The organism is Burkholderia sp. WP9, from assembly GCF_900104795.1.
In the GTDB taxonomy this organism is placed as follows: domain Bacteria; phylum Pseudomonadota; class Gammaproteobacteria; order Burkholderiales; family Burkholderiaceae; genus Paraburkholderia.
In genome coordinates this window covers 1,400,442-1,418,165 of the sequence record NZ_FNTG01000001.1, presented here as the reverse complement: position 1 = coordinate 1,418,165, position 17,724 = coordinate 1,400,442, and the positions used below count along the sequence as shown (strand labels likewise).

15 protein-coding genes and 1 pseudogene are annotated in these 17,724 nt (G+C 63.9%); 11 read left to right on the top strand and 5 right to left on the bottom strand.

Going from position 1 to position 17,724, the window contains the following annotated elements; translation table 11 throughout:
* Positions 1-74 precede the first annotated feature (74 nt).
* Entirely contained in the window at positions 75-698 is a 624-nt protein-coding gene (locus BLW71_RS06395) for a glutathione S-transferase family protein (RefSeq protein ID WP_091800515.1), read from the top strand.
* A gap of 236 nt (positions 699-934) precedes the next feature.
* A complete protein-coding gene (locus BLW71_RS06390; protein ID WP_286161942.1) occupies positions 935-1,213 on the top strand; it encodes a hypothetical protein in 279 nt (92 codons plus the stop codon).
* A gap of 51 nt (positions 1,214-1,264) precedes the next feature.
* On the opposite strand, the pseudogene BLW71_RS42760 reads toward BLW71_RS06390, so the two are convergent.
* Both BLW71_RS42760 and fabV read right to left on the bottom strand, forming a co-directional pair.
* Positions 1,265-1,447, bottom strand: a pseudogene (locus tag BLW71_RS42760) (darcynin family protein); the annotation flags it as partial.
* Complete coding sequence (gene fabV, locus BLW71_RS06385; protein WP_091794200.1) at positions 1,395-2,591, bottom strand: enoyl-ACP reductase FabV; 1,197 nt, start codon at positions 2,589-2,591, stop codon at positions 1,395-1,397. The gene fabV and the pseudogene BLW71_RS42760, both read right to left, overlap by 53 nt.
* Before the next feature lie 160 nt (positions 2,592-2,751).
* Between fabV and BLW71_RS06380 the strand changes: the two genes are divergently transcribed.
* The gene (locus tag BLW71_RS06380) at positions 2,752-5,244 is read left to right on the top strand and encodes a penicillin-binding protein 1A (protein ID WP_091794198.1); all 2,493 of its coding nucleotides are present in this window, start codon (positions 2,752-2,754) and stop codon (positions 5,242-5,244) included.
* Positions 5,245-5,311: 67 nt separating this feature from the next.
* Here BLW71_RS06380 and BLW71_RS06375 read toward each other — a convergent pair whose 3' ends face one another.
* Positions 5,312-6,664, bottom strand: coding sequence for an MFS transporter (locus BLW71_RS06375; RefSeq protein ID WP_091794196.1), 1,353 nt, complete (start codon positions 6,662-6,664; stop codon positions 5,312-5,314).
* A 481-nt stretch (positions 6,665-7,145) separates the two neighbouring features.
* On the opposite strand from BLW71_RS06375, the gene BLW71_RS06370 reads away from it, so the two are divergent.
* A complete protein-coding gene (locus BLW71_RS06370) occupies positions 7,146-7,517 on the top strand; it encodes a hypothetical protein (RefSeq protein WP_091794194.1) in 372 nt (123 codons plus the stop codon).
* Positions 7,518-7,822: 305 nt separating this feature from the next.
* Positions 7,823-8,014, top strand: coding sequence for a DUF2964 family protein (locus BLW71_RS06365; RefSeq protein WP_091794192.1), 192 nt, complete (start codon positions 7,823-7,825; stop codon positions 8,012-8,014).
* Positions 8,015-8,222: 208 nt separating this feature from the next.
* On the opposite strand, the gene BLW71_RS06360 is transcribed toward BLW71_RS06365, so the two are convergent.
* On the bottom strand, positions 8,223-9,089 hold the full coding sequence (locus tag BLW71_RS06360) for a LysR substrate-binding domain-containing protein (RefSeq protein ID WP_091794190.1): 867 nt from the start codon (positions 9,087-9,089) through the stop codon (positions 8,223-8,225).
* 129 nt (positions 9,090-9,218) lie between these two features.
* Between BLW71_RS06360 and BLW71_RS06355 the strand changes: the two genes are divergently transcribed.
* The 6 genes from BLW71_RS06355 (at position 9,219) to BLW71_RS06330 (ending at position 16,518) form a co-directional block, all read left to right on the top strand.
* Positions 9,219-10,241: an ABC transporter ATP-binding protein gene (locus BLW71_RS06355; RefSeq protein ID WP_091794188.1), complete on the top strand. Its 1,023-nt coding sequence runs from the start codon at positions 9,219-9,221 to the stop codon at positions 10,239-10,241.
* Positions 10,238-11,371, top strand: a complete 1,134-nt coding sequence (locus tag BLW71_RS06350) for an ABC transporter ATP-binding protein (RefSeq protein ID WP_091794186.1) — start codon at positions 10,238-10,240, stop codon at positions 11,369-11,371. The genes BLW71_RS06355 and BLW71_RS06350 overlap by 4 nt, the downstream gene beginning before the upstream one ends.
* Positions 11,372-11,472: 101 nt before the next feature.
* Positions 11,473-12,975, top strand: coding sequence for an ABC transporter substrate-binding protein (locus tag BLW71_RS06345; RefSeq protein ID WP_091794184.1), 1,503 nt, complete (start codon positions 11,473-11,475; stop codon positions 12,973-12,975).
* Positions 12,976-12,981: 6 nt separating this feature from the next.
* The gene (locus BLW71_RS06340) at positions 12,982-13,926 is read left to right on the top strand and encodes an ABC transporter permease (protein ID WP_091794182.1); all 945 of its coding nucleotides are present in this window, start codon (positions 12,982-12,984) and stop codon (positions 13,924-13,926) included.
* The gene (locus tag BLW71_RS06335; RefSeq protein ID WP_091794180.1) at positions 13,926-14,819 is read left to right on the top strand and encodes an ABC transporter permease; all 894 of its coding nucleotides are present in this window, start codon (positions 13,926-13,928) and stop codon (positions 14,817-14,819) included. The genes BLW71_RS06340 and BLW71_RS06335 overlap by 1 nt, the downstream gene beginning before the upstream one ends.
* 61 nt (positions 14,820-14,880) lie before the next feature.
* Positions 14,881-16,518 (top strand): gamma-glutamyltransferase family protein, encoded by a 1,638-nt coding sequence (locus tag BLW71_RS06330; RefSeq protein ID WP_091794178.1) that lies wholly within the window; start codon positions 14,881-14,883, stop codon positions 16,516-16,518.
* A 410-nt stretch (positions 16,519-16,928) separates the two neighbouring features.
* On the opposite strand, the gene BLW71_RS06325 is transcribed toward BLW71_RS06330, so the two are convergent.
* Positions 16,929-17,654: a FadR/GntR family transcriptional regulator gene (locus BLW71_RS06325; RefSeq protein WP_091794176.1), complete on the bottom strand. Its 726-nt coding sequence runs from the start codon at positions 17,652-17,654 to the stop codon at positions 16,929-16,931.
* Between the last annotated feature and the right edge of the window lie 70 nt (positions 17,655-17,724).

The window sequence follows — 17,724 nt, the reverse complement described above, 5'->3', positions numbered from 1 at the left end:
GCACAGCTGGCCCGGTGCGCACGACGCAAATCGTGCCTGTCGGCTTCAGCACGCCGCCGATACAGTTTGAACCCATGCTACAGATCCTCGGCAAGACCTCGTCCATCAACGTCCGCAAAGTCCTGTGGACCTGCGCGGAACTCGCGCTTCCATTCGAGCAGGAAGACTGGGGCTCCGGATTTCGCGCGACTAGCGTGCCGGAGTTCCTCGCGCTGAATCCCAACGCGATGGTCCCCGTGATCAAGGACGGCGAGTTCGTGTTGTCGGAGTCGAACTCGATCATCCGTTACCTCGCCGGCCGCTATCAGGGCGAGTCGTTGTATCCCGTCGACCCTCGCGAGCGCGCCCGCTGCGATCAGTGGATCGACTGGCAGGCGAGCGAATTGAACCGCTCGTGGAGCGATGCTTTTCTGGCGCTGGTCAGGCATTCTCCGGCCCACCAGGACCCGCGGCAGATCGAGCTGTCTTGCGAGAACTGGGCGAGGCATATGGCCGTGATCGAAGGTCAACTGGAACAGACTGGCGCGTTCATCGCGGGAGAGACGTTTTCGCTCGCGGACATTCCGATCGCGCTGTCTATCAACCGCTGGCTTGAGACGCCGTTGCAGCACAGCGATTTGCCCGCGGTCGCGGCCTATATGGCGCGTCTTGCCCCGCGCGAAGCTTACCGAACGTATTGCCGCAACGGCACACCGTAACGTCCGCGAGTGACCGCGGCGGGTTTTGCACACGCGCTTGCGGACACCTGCGCCGCTTACAAAAACCATGCACGGTGCTTGCGGATTCCTGCCTGTGCAAGCGCTTCTGCGTGGCACGCCCCGAGTCGCCTACAATGGCCGCTTTTGCGACACCGATTGAAGGTTCCACGATGCGGGTATCGAAAGTTGCGCTGGCGTTACTGACAGCGTGTTTCACTCTGAATGCGAGTGCCGAGATGACGGCCGCCCAGTACAAAAAATGGGCGCACGCCGATAACAACTCGATCTACGCGGCGTACATCACCGGCACGATCAATGCGTTCGGCTGGGCGAATGGAGATCTGGTGGCGAAGAAGCGTCCGGCGCTCTTCTGTCCGCCGCAAAATCTCGCGATCGGCAACCAGAACGTCTATCCGCTGCTCGACGAGTTTTTCAACAATCACCCGAGCATTTCGGACGACTTTCCGATCGGTCTCGCGATTCTCCGTTCGCTGCAGGGCGCGTTTCCCTGCTGAGGCCAAGCGGGACTGCGTGGCACGCGCGGCGCAGGCTGCGGCCGGCGCTTCGCGCGCGCAGCTTTTCGCGTAAGCGTTCTCCACGCCCGGCAGAATCTCCACGATCTCGAAGCAACGGCTCTGGAACGTGCCCAGCCAGCAGGCGTGAACCAAGCGGGGCCACCGTCGGCCCCGCCGTCTGTCAAACCTGAACGAGCTTCGGAATCTGCACGTCCGGATTGACGTCCGCTTCATAATCCACGCCCGCGATTTCGAAGCCGAACAGACGCAGGAAATCCGTCTTGTAGCCGGTGAAATCGGTGAGTTCGTAGATATTGTCGTTGGTCACCTGAGTCCAGAGCGCCTGCACGCGGTCTTGCACTTCAGGATCGAGTTCCTTGTAGTCCGCGCGCAGACGTCCTTCGTCGTCGAGATGCGGCGCCGCGCCGTACAGGCTGTCCTTGTACAGGCCGTAGACCTGTTCGATGCAGCCTTCATGCGTGCCTTTTTCCTTCATGACCTTGAAGAGCAGCGACAGATACAGCGGCATCATCGGGATCGCGGAGCTCGCCTGGGTGACGACCGCCTTGAGCACGGAGACGCGCGCATCGCCGCCTTTGGCCGCCAGCTTCTCGCGAATGCCGAGCACCTTCTGGTCGAGGTCTTTCTTGGCCGCGCCAATCGAGCCGTTCCAGTAGATGTCGTGGGTGATCTTTTCGCCGAGGTAGGTGAACGCGGTGGTCTTCGCGCCGTCCGCGAGCACGCCGGCTTCGAGCAGGGCGTCGATCCACATCTGCCAGTCTTCGCCGCCCATTACCGCGACGGTGTGGTCGATTTCGTCCTGCGTGGCGGGTTCGAGCACGGTTTCCTTGATGACTTCCTTGTCCGTGTCGATGCCGCGCAGATTCACGGCACGGCCGACCGGCTTGAGCGTCGAGCTGAACACTTGGCCGCTTTTCGGATGCGTGCGTTTGGGCGCGGCGAGGCTGTAGACGACCAGATCGACCTGGCCGAGATCGCGCTTGATGACTTCGATGGTGCGCTGCTTGACTTCGTCGGAGAAGGCGTCGCCGTTGATGCTCGTGGCGTACAGGCCTTTCTCCGTGGCGAATTTCTCGAAGGCGGCGGTGTTGTACCAGCCGGCCGTGCCTGCCTTGGTCTCGCTGCCGGCGCGCTCGAAGAACACGCCGAGCGTGTCGGCGTTAGAGCCGAACGCCGCGCTGATGCGGGCGGCGAGGCCGTAGCCCGTGGATGCGCCGATCACGAGCACCTTCTTCGGGCCGTTGGCGATGGGGCCGCGTGCCTTGACGTACTCGATCTGTTCCTTGACGTTGGCCTCGCAGCCGGTCGGATGGGTGGAAACGCAGATGAAGCCACGCACGCGCGGTTTGATGATCATGAAGCACCTCTTGTCGGAATTGGCGACATTATAGTGGGCCTCGATTGATGCGGGCGCACCGCGCGGGGTTGGCCCCTTGCGACGCGCTAGCGCTACAAAAATCGGCCGCCGCCGCGCATCTTGGTAGGATTGCGCCTTTCCAAGCCGACTCGAAGCTAGCGTGAAGCGCCTGATCCCCTCATTTCTGGAGACCCTTGAAAAAGGTCTGACTCTGGCGAACCCCCTGATCGCCCAAGCCCTGTGGCAAGTGCGCCATCCTACCCGGCGCGGCGTGCTGAAGGCTTGCGCGGCGCTGCCGCTGCTGTTCGTGCTGTATGTGCTGATCCTGATCCCGTTCACGCCGGGCATCGGCGACATCCGCAAGGCCAAGGTCGAGCAGCCCGCGCAGATTCTGTCGGCGGACGGCAAGCTGCTGGCGGAATTCAAGCCCTCCAACCGCGAGTGGGTCAAGCTCAAGGACATCTCGCCCAACGTGGTGAATGCGCTGATCGCCACTGAAGATCACCGCTTCTACCAGCATTGGGGCCTCGACTGGCGGCGCACGGCCTCGGCCGCGCTGCACACCTTTTCCGGCGACCGCCAAGGCGGCTCGACCATTACGCAACAGTTGGCCCGCAATCTCTATCCCGACGAAATCGGCCGCGCGCCGACGCTCACACGCAAGCTCAAGGAAGCGATCACGGCGTTCAAGATCGAGGCGCTCTACACCAAGGACGAGATTCTCGAGACCTACCTGAACACGGTGCCGTTCCTCTACAACGCCTACGGCATCGAGATGGCGGCCCGCACCTATTTCGACAAATCGGCCTCCGATCTGACCGTGCTGGAAAGCGCCACGCTCACCGGCATGCTCAAGGGCAATAGCTACTACAACCCGGTGATCAACCCGGAACGCGCGTTGCAGCGCCGCAATACGGTGCTCGGGCAGATGGTCAAGTACGGCAAGCTGACGCCGGCGGCCTATGCCACGCTCAGCCGCCGGCCGTTGCACATCGATTTCGAGCGCCAGACCGAGCCGCCCGGACCCGCGCCGCACTTCGCGCAGCAGTTGCGCAAGTGGCTCGCCTCATGGGCGGATCGCAACGACTACAACATGTACGCCGACGGGCTGGTGGTGCGCACCACCATCGACTCGCGTCTGCAGACCATGGCCACTCAAGCCGTCACCTTGCAGGGCAACCAGTTGCAGGGGATCGCCAACGCGGCGTGGGGCACGCGTTCGGGCTGCTCGAATGGCCGCGATCTGCTGCAGACCTTCCTGCGCGAAACACCCGACTACCGCGCCGCCAAAGACGCGGGACTGAGCGACGACGACGCGCTCAAGCGCGTCTCGTCCGACCGCGAACTGGTCAAGTCGCTCTGCGAGACCAAGACGCGCGTGCAAGCGGACTTTCTGGCGATGGACCCGCGCAACGGCCAGATCAGAGCGTGGGTGGGCAGCCGCGACTTCAGCCAGGATCCGTTCGATCACGTCCAGCAGGCGCGGCGCCAGCCCGGTTCGACCTTCAAGCCGTTCGTCTACGCGGCGGCCTTCGAGGCGGGTGCCAAGCCCACCGACACGTTCGTCGACCAGCCGGTGGAAATCCCGCTGGCGGGCGGCGAAGTCTGGCGTCCGAGCGACGAGGACGAGCCGAGCGAGCGCAAGATCAGCGTGCGCGACGGCCTCGCGTATTCGCGCAACCGGATTACCGCGCAGTTGATGGAGACGGTCGGGCCGAACAAGGTTGCGCGTCTCGCCCGCGCCATGGGCGTGCGCGACAGCGAACTGGACCCGGTGCCGTCGCTCGCGCTCGGCACGAGCCCCGTCACGCTGAAGGAGATGGTCTCGGCCTACGGCACGATCGCCAATCTCGGCGGCTACGTGGAACCGGTGATGGTGACGCGCATCGAGAACCGCAAGGGCGAGGTGCTGGCCGAATTCGCGCCGGTGCCGCCCAAACAGGAGCTCTCCGCCGACGCCGACCGCGTGCTCATCGACGTCATGCGCGATGTGGTGAACCGCGGCACGGGGTCGAGCATTCGCAGCCGCTTTGGCGTGCGCGGCGATGTCGCGGGCAAGACGGGGACGACGCAAGGCAATGCGGACGGCTGGTTCATCCTGATTCATCCGCAACTCGTGGCGGGCGCGTGGGTGGGCTTCAACGACAGCCGCGTGACCTTGCGCAGCGATTATTGGGGGCAAGGGGCACACAGCGCGCTGCCGATCGTCGGCGATTTCTTCCAGCGCGCGCAGCGCTCGAGGCTGGTCGATACGCGCGTCAAGTTCGCGACCGACGAGAAGCCGGGCTGGTTTGCCGAGCGCTCGGGCAGATTGCGCGAGTGGTTCCAGAATCTGTTCGCGGCGTCGCCGGCCAAGCCGGAGGCGCGGGTTGCGCCGCGCAGTACGACACGTCATGCGCCGCCGACGGCGCCTGTGGAGCCGTCGGCGTCCGCTGCGGCCGCGCAGCCGCGTGCGTTGCCGCAACCGCCGCTGCTTCCTACGCCGGGCTCGGCGCCGGTGGCCGCGAGCGGGGCGGTGGATGGTGAAGCGCGCGGGGGTGGCGAGCCGGCCTTGGCGCCGACACCCACGCCGGACGACGTGGTGCCGCCCGATGCCGGCAGTCCGGCCAACGCGCTGCCGGCAACGTCGGCGAGCGGCCGCGGCGCGCCTTGATGTGGAACGGGCCGCGCCTTTCACGGCGTGGCCCGTTTCGTACCAGCCGCGGCGGAAATAAACGCGCCTAGGACCGCGCCGCCTTCGCGCCGTCCGCGATGTCAGGATTCGAAAAACCGGACGACGCTTCGAGCGAAGCGTCGTGATGCAGCAGCAGAACGGCCGCTACCCCGACGAGTCCCGCGCCCGACAGACACAACAGACCCGCGCCGAAGCCGCCGGTGCTGTCCTTGATCCAGCCCATCGCGTAGGGTCCGAAAAAGCCCGCCAGATTGCCAAGCGAGTTGACCGCGGCGATGCCGCCGGCCGCCGCCGCACCCGACAGGAATGCCGCCGGCAGGGTCCAGATCACCGGCAGGCAGCCGAAGATGCCGAACCCGGCGATCGACAGCGCGATCATCTTCTGCACCGGATTGTCGAGCCCGGCAGCCGCGGCGATGCCGCCGGCCGCCACCAGCAGTGCGAACGCCACGTGCCGTTTGCGTTCGAGCTTGCGGTCCGAATGCCGTCCCCAGAACACCATGCTGATTACGCCGACGATGTACGGCAGCGACGTCACGAAGCCTGTCTGCAGGTTGGTGAGGCCGAACGATTTGACGATCTGCGGCAGGAAGAAACTCAGCCCGTAGTTGGTTGCGTTCGCACCGAAATAGATCAGTGCGACCGCGAGCACGCGCGGATTGAAGAGCGCTTCTTTCACGCTGAAAGCATGCACGGCTTCGCGATGATCGCGCTCCTGTTTCTGGCGCGCGACCAGCCAGTTGCGTTCGTCTGCGGCGAGCCAGCTCGCGTCGGCGGGCTTGTCGGTCAGGTAGTAGAGCACCGCGAACGCGAGCACCAGCGCGGGCGCCGCCTCGATCAGATAGACCCATTGCCAGCCGGCCAGTCCGGCGAAGCCGTCCATCGACAGCAAGGCGCCGGAAATCGGCCCGCCGATCACCGTGGACAGCGGAATGGCCGCCATGAAGTAGCCGACCACGCGGCCGCGATACGCGGCGGGGAACCACAAGGTGAGCAGGAAGATAATGCCGGGAAAGAAGCCGGCTTCCGCCACGCCCAGCAAAATGCGCAGGCCGTAAAACACGTGCGCGGCCGAAAACCCCGTGTAACGCGCAATATCTGGGATATACGCCATCGCGCCCGCGAGAATGCCCCATGTGAACATGATTCGCGCGATCCAGCGGCGCGCACCGAATTTCTCCAGCAGCAGATTGGACGGCACCTCGAAGAAAAAGTAGGCGATGAAGAAGATCCCAGCGCCGAAACCGAAAGCGCTCGCGGAAAAGCCGAGCGCCTTGTTCATTTGCAACGCAGCAAAGCCGACGTTGACGCGGTCGAGATAGGCTATGAAATAGCAGAGCATCAGGAACGGCACGAGCCGAACCGTTACGCGTTTCATGGTGCGTGCTTCGAGATCCATCGACTGTCTCCTCCGGTTCATGTCCGGTCTGGTTGGAATGGTGTGGTTACAGACTAGACGCTGAGGTGCGATTGCGGAAGTTTTTTGCGCGGCGCGCCGCGCTCAGGTCCACGGAGTGTGGACCTTATCGAGGTTGCGATCGAGCTGACCGGCCGCGTTGATCAGCGTTAGATGGGTCAGGGCCTGCGGAAAGGTGCCGAGCGCGCTCACACGGGAACCGACAGCAACGAATGTGCCGACACCGTTCGCGTTGGATGGACGGCGAGAAATAACGCGGCCAACCGTTGGCGCGTGCGACGGACCTGCGTCAATAAAACGCGTGGCGGGCGGTCGAATTGATGTCGTGTTAGAGCCGAGTGGACTCGCTGTGTGCGATTGTTTAGGCGCAAGCAACAGTGTTTTCAGATGGCGAGGCTGATCTCTTGCGCGCGATTACGGATAATTCGATATCGACTAATCCGTAATGAAGTGCAGGTGACACATGTTCAACTCAGTCTCGGACCGCACGCCCGGGCGGGCGGCGGCATTCGGCGCGCTCAACGAGCGATACCCGCTGTCGGGACGCGCGCGCGCCCTTGTCGTGGCCATCGCCGCGTGCGCGAGTCTGATGGGATGCGCCACGTCCAGCGACGTGGTGGCCACCAGCAAGCCCAACACCTATACAGTCGCGGCAAGCGCTACCGGTGGACGCATGGCGTGGGCGCGCGCGCACGAACAGGCCATGAACCAGGCGCGCGATTACTGCGAGCGTCGCGGCATGCAAGCGAGCGTGACGACGGAAACCGTCAGCGGCGTGCAAGTGCTGACGGAGCATGGGTCGTCCATGAATTTCGAATGTCATCCCAAGTTTTAGGCGTTCAATCAGCGCCGGCTCGTGGCGTGTAATTATGAGCCACCTTAGCAGTCGATCGTCTGCATCCCTGAGTACACATTCAATCCGAAGAGAGCCTGCGCTGCGCTCAGACCGCCGCCTTGGATATGAGGGAAGCCAGGCGGTATCCGTATTTACTATTGGCCGATCGCCGCCTACGATAGATTGAGGTTTCGGCTCGACTTCCTGCGCGATTTGTCGTCGATAGAAAGAAAATAGTGCGAGGTTGGAAGTCTTCCGTTGTTCCTGTGCGTCTTAGGGCACCAACCATCTTGCGGGAGAGCGCCATGATTCGCGCCGAACGTCGGATCGTGTTCGCGGCCATCGCGGTGTTCGTCGCGCTCGCCGGCATGGCGATGGTCATTCACGGCGTTCTGTTCGACACCCGCAACGACACCGTGTATGGCGGCGTGTTGCTGGTGATTGGGGTCGCGGTGCTGGCGCTGATGCTGACTCCGCGGCCGTCGGATAAGTCGTGAGGTTTCGTGACGCCTGAGAAAGGCATGCGCGGCGTGCAGTCGCGCGGAATTGTCGCGTCATCGCTGTGAGCGCGCGTCGGGGACCTGCCTGCCGGTGTGGTCGACGAGCGCGCTCAGATTGCACACCGGTAAACGGTTCAGTTAACCGGCCTCCCGATCACCTTTCTTCTCTTCTCGCCAGCCAACCCCACGCGTACAGCTGGGCCGCCTAACTGCCGTGCAGCGTATCGATAATCGCCTGCGTGATGGCGCGTCTGTCATACGACGCGCGATGGATCATGCCGACCGTGCGCAATACCGGTGAATTCGAAATCGACAGCACGCGTAGCGACGGATCGTTGTGCCAGTTGCCCCGGTGCAAAAGTGGCAGCACCGTGACGCCGATATTTTCGCGCACCAGCGCCACGATCGTCTCGATCGAATTGAGTTCGAGGTACTCGTTGACCGCGAGGCCTGCCGCCTGCAAGGCATGCTCCACGACGCGCCCGGTGCGCACCCGACGGTCGAAGCGCAGAAAGGGGTGGCTGAGCAGGATGCGCTGCGGATCGGTATCGGTGATTTTGCGGCTGGCTATCAGCATCAGCGGCTCCGTGTAGAGCGTCGTCCACTTCAGCGTGTCGGGCAGCGTGATGTCGGCACGCGCAACGATCGCCGCGATATCGACCTCTCCCGCCTCCACCATCTTGGCCAGTTCGTCGGAGCGCGACGATAGCAGCCGCACATCCAGTTGCGGATGGGCGGCCTTCAGCCGCGCGACGACCAGCGACAGCGCGCCGATCACCGATACCACGGCGCCGATCGTCACAGGTCCGACCATCGAATCCGTCGGCGTTCCCTCGAGCTCGGTCAGCAGATCGAAAATCTGCTCGACTTTCGGCCAGATCTCTTGCCCGTGCCGGTTCAATGCGATCTGCCGCCCGCTGCGATCGAACAGCTGGCGGCCGAGTGCCTGCTCGAGCGCGCGCATCTGCAAGCTCACCGCCGCCTGCGTCAGCGCGACGCTCTCGGCCGCGGCGGCGAATGATCCGGTTCGTGCGACGGCCCGGAAGGTTCTCAACATGCGCAGCGTTGGCATTGCCCATCCACAAGAAAAATTTAAGTGTGACCAAGAAATATTAATATTTTCCAACGTAAAGCGCACCAGATAATCGTCCCGGAACGACGCATTGAACAGGACCATTAGTCCGATATGGAGCTTTCAAGCATGCCCGATGCCGACCGTCGACCGGTCCTGGAGGTCCGCGGCTTCTCGTTGAAGTTCTCGCGCGCGGCCGAGGTGCCGAACCTCGTGCACGACGTGTCGTTTTCAGTCGGCCCTGGCGAGACGCTTTGCATCGTCGGTGAATCGGGCTGCGGCAAGAGTGTGACGTCGCTCGCGCTGATGGGTCTGCTCGCAAGCCCGCCTGCGCACCGCGTCGGCGGCACCGCGCACTTCGAAGGCCGGGACCTGTTCTCACTGTCCGAGCGCGAACTGGCCGATATTCGCGGCAACCGGCTGTCGATGATCTTCCAGGAGCCGATGACGTCGCTGAACCCGGCGTTCACCGTCGGCGAGCAGATCGGCGAAAGCATCCGGCGGCATCGCCATGTCGAGCGCGGCCAGGCGCGCGCGCAAGCGCTCGAGATGTTGCGGCTCGTGCGGATCCCGGCGCCGGAAACGAGGCTGGACGCGTACCCGCATCAGCTTTCCGGCGGCATGCGCCAACGCGTGATGATCGCGATGGCGCTCGCGAATCGCCCGCGCCTGTTGATCGCCGACGAGCCGACCACCGCGCTGGACGTGACGATCCAGGCGCAGGTGCTGTCACTCGTGAAGAATCTGCAAGCCGAGACCGGCACCGCGATGGTGTTGATCACGCATGACCTCGGCGTCGTCGCGGAAGTCGCCGACCATGTCGCGGTGATGTACGCGGGGTGCATCGTCGAATACGGCACCGTCGCCGATCTGTTCGACGACCCGCAACATCCCTACACGATCGGACTAATGGGCGCGATTCCGTCGGTCGGCAAGCGTGAAGGCGCGCTCGCGACGATCCGCGGTTCCGTGCCGTCGCCCGAGATGATGCCGCATGGCTGCCGCTTCGCGCCGCGCTGTCCGTTCGCGGAGCAACGCTGCATCGACGCCGCGCCGCCCGACAAGGTGATCGACGGTGTGCATGGCGTCGCCTGCTGGCTAGCGCCGGTCGAACAGGTCGCCGCGCCGCTATCACGCAAGGAATTCGCATGACGAGGTTGACTCCAGCAACGCCGCATGCGGACCCGGCCTCGAGTTCGCCGTCGCCGATCATCGAGGCGCGCGCACTGACGAAGCATTTTGGCGGTGCGCGGCATCTCTTCACGCGCACGCCCACTGTCTATGCGGTCAACGACGTGTCGTTCGCGGTCAACGCCGGCGAGACGTTCGCGATCGTCGGCGAATCCGGCTGTGGCAAGTCCACGCTGGGCCGACTCCTGCTCCGTCTGATCGACTCGACAGACGGCCGCGTGTTCTATCAAGGCGTGGACATCACACACCAGCAAGGCGCGCCGCTGCGGCGGCTGCGTCGCGAAATGCAGATCATCTTTCAGGATCCGTTCGCCTCGCTGAATCCGGGCATGACGATCGGTCAGATCGTCGGCGAGCCGATCGCGCTGCACGGGCTCGCGCGCAACGGCGTCGAGCACCGCGAGCGCGTCGCGCAACTGCTGCGCACGGTTGGCCTGCAACCGGCCTACGCGGACCGTTACCCGCACGAATTCTCGGGCGGCCAGCGACAACGGATCGGCATTGCCCGCGCTTTGGCCGGCGAGCCGAAGCTGATCGTCGGCGATGAGCCGGTGTCGGCGCTCGACGTCTCGGTGCAGGCGCAGGTGATCAATCTGCTCGAAACACTGAAACAGAATCTCGGCCTCACGCTGATCATGGTTGCGCATGACCTCGCGGTGATCCGCCATATGAGCGATCGGGTCGCCGTGATGTATCTGGGCGAGATTGTCGAGCTAGCCGATGTCGATGCCCTGTTCGACGCGCCGCTGCATCCGTACACGCAAGCGCTGCTGCGCGCGATTCCGGCGAGCAGCCCGCACGAGCGGCGCGCGAAGCCAGCGTTGTCTGGTGATCTGCCGAGTCCGACTGCGCCGCCGTCCGGTTGCCGTTTTCATACGCGCTGTCCGCACGCGAAGCCGCACTGCGCGCAAGTGCGGCCGGTCAGCGAGCGGCTCGAAGACGGACGGCAGGTGGCGTGCCATTTCTGGCGCGAGATCCAGAACACCGGCGGCGGCGCGCCGCTGCTCACGAGCGTCAGCCCGAAATTGGCCGAGCGGCTCGCGATCTACCGCGACCGTCAGGCAACGCTGGCCGCCGCCGGCGGCGATTGAGCCACTGGCCGAGATGAAGATCGAGTGAAGCATCAAGTTGCCGACGCACCGATGCCGTTTAGCGCACCATTTTTTGAATTAGAAGAGAAAGGGAAGTCCTCATGCGAAGAATGTTGATTGCCGCGGCGCTCGCGCTCGGCGCCACTGCCGCGATGGCCCAGACCAGCCAGACGATCCGGATCGGCCTGCAGGACGACATCGGTTCGCTCGACCCCGCGCGCAGTGTGCAGCTCGTCGACCGGATCGTGTTTGCGTCGCTGTGCAACTCGCTGGTGGATATCACGCCGGACCTGAAGATCGTGCCGATGCTGGCGACGTCGTGGACGACGAGCGCCGACGGCAAGACGCTGACGTTCAAGCTGCGTCAAGGAGTCAAGTTCCAGGATGACGAGCCGTTCAACGCGGCCGCCGTCAAGGCGAACCTGGACCGCGACCGCACGCTGCCGACGAGCAACCGGAAGAGCGAACTGGCGTCGGTCGATCACGTCGATGTAATCGACGACTACACGGTCGCGATCGCGTTGAAACAGCCGGACGCGGCCCTGCTCGCGACGCTGACCGACCGCGCCGGCATGATGCTCGCGCCGAAGACGCTGGCCGATCCGGCCGGCGTTGCCGCGCATCCGGTGTGTTCGGGCCCGTACAAGTTCGTCCAGCGCGTGCAGAACGATCGAGTCGTGCTCGAAAAATTCCCCGGCTACTGGGACGCCGATAAATACCCGGTCCAGCGCGTGATCTTCCTGCCCATTCCGGACAGCACAGTGCGGCTCGCCAATCTGCGCTCGGGTTCGCTCGACATGCTCGAACGCCTTGCGCCGTCCGATGTCGCGTCGGTCAAGAGCGACGCAAGCGGCAAGTTCGCGCCGGTCAGCGGGTTCGGCTATTACTACGTGACGTTCAATATCGGTAACGGCAAGCGCAGCAACGCGCTGTTGAAAGACAAGCGGGTGCGGCAGGCGTTCGACCTCGCGATCGACCGTGATGCGATCAACCAGGTGATCGGGGCCGGCATCTTCACGCCGGCGAATCAGGCGATCCCGAAGTCGAGCCCGTACTACAACGCGTCGCTGCCAATGCCGCATCGCGACGTCGCGAAAGCGAAGGCGCTACTGAAAGCGGCGGGCCACGAGCATGTCGACATCGAGTTCACTTATCCGAACAACACGGTGTCGAGCCAGATCGTGCAGATGATGCAGGCGATGGTCGGCGAAGCCGGCTTCAACCTGAAGCTGCGGCCGACCGACTACGCGACGGAGCTCAATGCCGCCCATAGCGGCGACTTCGAGGCGATGTACCTCGGCTGGTCGGGCCGCGTCGACCCCGACGGCAACCTGCATCAGTTCAATACGTGCGCCGGCAACCTCAATTACGCGCATTACTGCAACCCTGACGTCGACCGGTATCTCGACGCCGCGCGCGTGAAACTGACCGCGGCGGACCGCAAAACGGATTACGACGCGGCGTCGAAGCTGCTCGCCGAGGACGATCCGATCGTCTATGTCTATAGCCAGCCCTGGCCGTTCGAGCTGTCGAAGAAGGTGCAAGGCTTCACGCCCTATCCGGACGGCCTGATCCGCCTGCGCGGCGTTAGCATCAAAGGCTGACCGATCATGCTGCGGATCATCGCCAATCGCATGCTGGTCGCCATTCCAACGCTGATTCTCGTGTCGATGCTGATCTTCGGCCTGCAGAAGCTGCTGCCCGGCGATCCGGTGACGGCGATGGCCGGGGAAGATCAGGATCCACAGCTGATCGCGTCGCTGCGCGTCAAGTACCATCTCGACGAGCCGGTGCCGACGCAATACGTTCTATGGGTTCGCGACGTCGTGCACGGCGATCTCGGCGCGTCGCTGCGAACCGACGTGCCGGTCACTTCGCTGATCGCGCAGAAGTTGCCGGTCACGCTGCAACTCGCGGCGATGGCGATGATCTTCGCGATCGGTATCGGTATTCCGGCCGGCGTCATTTCCGCTGCAAGCCGCGGTGGAGCGCTCGATTACGGCGCGAACATTTTCGCGCTGTCTGGCATGTCGATCCCGAACTTCTGGCTCGGGATCATGATGATCTTCATCGTATCGGTGCGCTGGCATCTGCTGCCGTCGTCCGGCTACGTGTCGCCGACCGAGGACTTCTGGCTGAGCATCAAGACGATGCTGATGCCCGCGCTGGTGCTCGGCGCGTCGCTCGGCGCGCAGTTGATGCGCCACACGCGCAGCGCGATGCTGAGCGTGCTGCGCACCGACTATATTCGGACCGCGCGCGCCAAAGGGCTGCTGCGCGGCACCGTGGTCGTCAAGCACGCTCTTCGCAACGCGCTGATTCCGATCGTCACCGTGCTCGCGCTGCTGTTCGGCGAACTGCTGGCGGGCGCGGTGCTGACCGAGCAGGTTTTCACGATCCCCGGCTTCGGCAAGCTTATCGTCGATGCCGTGTTCAATCGCGACTACGCGGTCGTGCAGGGCGTCGTGCTCGTCACCGCATTGTGCTTTATCGTCGTGAACCTGTGCGCCGACGTTCTGTACGTCCTCCTCAATCCCCGACTTAGGCGCGGCTGATGGCTACTCCCACAACCCCCGCTCACGCGCGCGCCGCATCGCAGGCGACCGTCTTGCCGCGCCGCAAGCGCCGCGGAATCGCGAAATTCATGCGCAATCGCGCTGCCGTTCTTGGCGCGGCGCTCGTGCTGCTCATCGTCCTGATGGCGCTTTTCGCACCCTGGCTGTCACATTACGACCCGGTGCAGGCGAGCTTCATGACCGTGCGTCAGGCGCCTTCGGCCGCGCATTGGTTCGGCACCGACGAACTTGGCCGCGACGTGTTGAGCCGTCTGCTGTGGGGCGCGCGCGCGTCGCTGCTCGCTGGTGTCGTATCGGTTGGCATTGCGGTCTTGATCGGCGTGCCACTCGGTTTGCTGGCCGGTTACTTCGGCAAGCTCGTCGACGGCGTGATCTCGCGAATCGCCGATGCGTTGTTGTCGATTCCATTCCTGATTCTCGCTATCGCGCTCGCCGCGTTTCTCGGACCAAGCCTGACCAACGCGATGGCCGCGATCGGCATCTCCGCGATGCCGCGCTTCGTCCGCTTGACGCGCGGCCAGGCGATCGCCGTGAAAGCCGAGGAATACGTCGAAGGCGCGCGCGCAATCGGTCTCGGCCATGCACGGATCATCATGCGATACATTCTGCCGAACGTGCTGCCGCCGATCATCGTGCAGGCAAGCCTGACGATCGCGACCGCGATCATCGCCGAAGCGAGCCTGTCGTTCCTCGGGCTCGGCCAACTGCCGCCGGCGCCGTCGTGGGGTTCAATGCTCAACACCGCGAAGGACTTCGTCAGTCAGGCGCCGTGGATGTCGATTTTCCCGGGCATCGCGATCTTTCTGGCTGTGCTCGGTTTCAACCTGCTCGGCGACGGTCTGCGCGATGCGCTCGATCCGCGCGAGTCTTAACCGGATTCCATGACCGCTTCGCTGGGCGGCGGCTCCCTCATCACTTTCGTTTGAGTTCGCAATGACACGTTTCAATTGGCAAAACCCGTATCCCACCCCCCGTTTGCCCGTCTTCGCGCGCAACATTGTTTCGACGTCCCATCCGCTTGCGGCGCAAGCCGGCCTGCGGATGTTGTGGAAAGGCGGTAACGCCGTCGATGCGGCTATCGCGGCGGCGGCCGCCATCACGGTGGTCGAGCCGGTCTCGTGCGGTCTCGGCAGCGACGCGTTCGCGCTGGTGTGGGACGGCGCGAAGCTGCATGGGCTGAACGCGTCGGGCGTGTCGCCCGCCGCATGGAGTGTCGATTACTTCAAGCGTAAGTACGGTGAGGAAAACGGTCTCGCGAAGCAGCCCAAACGCGGCTGGGATGCGGTGACGGTGCCGGGTGTGATCGCCGGCTGGGAGGCGCTGCATCAGAAGTTCGGGTCGCTGCCGTTTGCGGACCTGATGGAGCCGGCCATCGAGATCGCCGAGCGCGGGCACGCGGTGGCGAGCGTCGTCGCGTACAAGTGGGCGGCGGCCGTGCCCGAGTTGAAAGATCAGCCGGGCTTTGCCGACACCTTCATGCCGCGCGGCCGCGCGCCGGAAGTGAGTGAACTGGTGCGCTTTCCGGGCCACGCGAAAACGCTGCGCAAGCTGGCCGAGCAGGGTCCGCGCGCGTACTACGAAGGCGAGATCGCCGAGCAGATTGCCGCGTTCTCGCGTCAAGGCGGCGGCGCGCTCACGATAGACGACCTGCGCAATTACCGCGCCGACTGGGTCGAACCGATCAGCAAGGACTATCGCGGTCATACGGTGCACGAGATTCCGCCGAACGGGCAGGGCATCGCCGCGTTGATCGCACTGGGTATTCTCGAACAGTTCGACATGGGTGCGTTGCCGGTCGACGGCATCGAATCGCAGCACCTACAGATCGAAGCTATGAAGCTGGCGTTCGCCGACGTCTACCGCTACGTTGCCGATCCGCGTTCGATGGAGGTCACGCCCGAGCAGATGCTTGACGACGCGTACCTGAAGTCGCGCGCCAAACTGATCGATCCGAAGCGCGCCACGCAGTTCGATTTCGGCATGCCGAAGGCGGGCGGCACCATCTATATGTCGGTGGCCGACGAGCGCGGCATGATGGTCAGCTTCATCCAGTCGAACTACATGGGCTTCGGCTCGGGCATCGTCGTGCCGGACGCCGGCATTTCGCTGCAGAACCGTGGCTACGGTTTCTCGATGGATCCGAAATCGGCGAACGTGGTGGAAGGTGGCAAGCGGCCGTTCCATACGATCATCCCTGCGTTTCTGACCCAGCAGGTGGACGGCCGCCAGGAAGCGGTGATGAGCTTCGGCGTGATGGGTGGCGACATGCAGCCGCAAGGGCATCTGCAATCGATCGTGCGGATGCTCGACTACGGTCAGCAGCCGCAGGCCGCGTGTGACGCGCCGCGCTGGAAGGTCAATCGGGACTTCACAGTCGACGTCGAGGCGACGCTCGATCGGGACACCGTGCGCGCGCTCCAGGAGCTCGGTCATACGATCAAGTCGATTGAGGATCCGTATATGGATTTCGGTTCCGGGCAGTACATCTGGAAGCTCGACCGCAACGACCCCGAGCGCGGTTATGTTGCCGCGAGCGACACCCGGCGCGACGGCCTGGCCGCAGGGTTCTGATCCGGGCAGCTGTCCAGGACGCCAGGGCTCTCGCGGACGGCGATCCGCTCTTCGCGAGAGTGCGGCCTGGAAGAGCGGCATAGCGACTAGCGGGACGCTCGGAGATCAGTGAACGCATGCCGAAAGCGCAGCGCGGCGTGATGCGCTTCACGACCCACGCGCTTAGTTGCGGTGTCGTGTTTGCGTCATGAAGCTGGCGCGGGTTCGGTCACGGCTCAAGCGGAGGTGATGACGAATGTGCAGCGATAGTCGCAGCGACAAGGTATTTCGCGCGGATTGCCTTCGTGGCGGCTATTGGTCGAACCGACGTGACATGCCTCGGTGCTCGACGCCGGATCTGCCTCGCTCGTGGGGCGTGTCTTCAATCAGTACGATAGTGCCGGCGACGGCAACCTTGCCGCTTGTTTGCCTTACGCGCTCGTAGCGGGCATGAACTGCCGCCCAACAAAATCGATGTGCGCGAACATCGCCTGCTGCGCGGCTTCCGGATTGCGTTCACGCACTGCGAGGAAAATCAATTCGTGCTGGCGCATGCGCATGGCGGATTGCACGGCTGCATTCGCGTTGTTCGCGGTGGCGTCGAAGGTGTTCGCGGCGATATGGTCACGCAACATGGTGATCACGCTGGCATAGAACTGCCCGAGCATGCGGTTATGCGCCGCTGCGGTCAGCGCGGTGTGAAACTCACCGTCCATTCGCGCCTCGGTATCGACATCGTGCCCGATCACCGCATCGTGCATCCGCGCAAGCAGAGACTCCAACCGGCGTAGCTCTTCGGGTGTGGAGCGCTGCGCGGCGAAACGTGCTGCCGCGCACTCAAACACCATTCGGAACTCGAGTGTCTCCTCGCGCAGCGGCGGGTGCTCGGCGACAAGTTGCAGCCACGGTGAAGTCAGTGCGGGAAGCTGCTTCTGCACCACATACACACCGCTGCCACGCTTCGCTTCGAGCATCCCCTTGCTGATCAGGTGACGGATCGCCTCACGCACGGTCGGACGCGACACACCGAAATGCTCCGCGAGCACGCGCTCGGCCGGCAGGCGCGCAGATAAAGCCCAAGTGCCGTCAAGCACGTTTTCCTCGATCTGCCGCACAACCTTGTCGAGGATGCCGGATGAAAGTCTGTGAAATCCCATCTCTGCTCCGGCCGAAGTGGCCTGACCAATTTGCGCCGCTCCTGGCAAGAAACGACCATTTGGCAGAACG

Excerpts from the sequence above, each read along its gene's own strand:
- fabV (WP_091794200.1), bottom strand. The coding sequence starts at position 2,591 with ATGATCATCAAACCGCGCGTGCGTGGCTTCATCTGCGTTTCCACCCAT.
- BLW71_RS06390 (WP_286161942.1), top strand. The coding sequence starts at position 935 with ATGACGGCCGCCCAGTACAAAAAATGGGCGCACGCCGATAACAACTCG.
- BLW71_RS06340 (WP_091794182.1), top strand. The coding sequence starts at position 12,982 with ATGCTGCGGATCATCGCCAATCGCATGCTGGTCGCCATTCCAACGCTG.
- BLW71_RS06345 (WP_091794184.1), top strand. The coding sequence starts at position 11,473 with ATGCGAAGAATGTTGATTGCCGCGGCGCTCGCGCTCGGCGCCACTGCC.
- BLW71_RS06395 (WP_091800515.1), top strand. The coding sequence starts at position 75 with ATGCTACAGATCCTCGGCAAGACCTCGTCCATCAACGTCCGCAAAGTC.
- BLW71_RS06375 (WP_091794196.1), bottom strand. The coding sequence starts at position 6,664 with ATGGATCTCGAAGCACGCACCATGAAACGCGTAACGGTTCGGCTCGTG.
- BLW71_RS06365 (WP_091794192.1), top strand. The coding sequence starts at position 7,823 with ATGATTCGCGCCGAACGTCGGATCGTGTTCGCGGCCATCGCGGTGTTC.
- BLW71_RS06370 (WP_091794194.1), top strand. The coding sequence starts at position 7,146 with ATGTTCAACTCAGTCTCGGACCGCACGCCCGGGCGGGCGGCGGCATTC.
- BLW71_RS06335 (WP_091794180.1), top strand. The coding sequence starts at position 13,926 with ATGGCTACTCCCACAACCCCCGCTCACGCGCGCGCCGCATCGCAGGCG.
- BLW71_RS06350 (WP_091794186.1), top strand. The coding sequence starts at position 10,238 with ATGACGAGGTTGACTCCAGCAACGCCGCATGCGGACCCGGCCTCGAGT.
- BLW71_RS06360 (WP_091794190.1), bottom strand. The coding sequence starts at position 9,089 with ATGCCAACGCTGCGCATGTTGAGAACCTTCCGGGCCGTCGCACGAACC.
- BLW71_RS06325 (WP_091794176.1), bottom strand. The coding sequence starts at position 17,654 with ATGGGATTTCACAGACTTTCATCCGGCATCCTCGACAAGGTTGTGCGG.
- BLW71_RS06355 (WP_091794188.1), top strand. The coding sequence starts at position 9,219 with ATGCCCGATGCCGACCGTCGACCGGTCCTGGAGGTCCGCGGCTTCTCG.
- BLW71_RS06330 (WP_091794178.1), top strand. The coding sequence starts at position 14,881 with ATGACACGTTTCAATTGGCAAAACCCGTATCCCACCCCCCGTTTGCCC.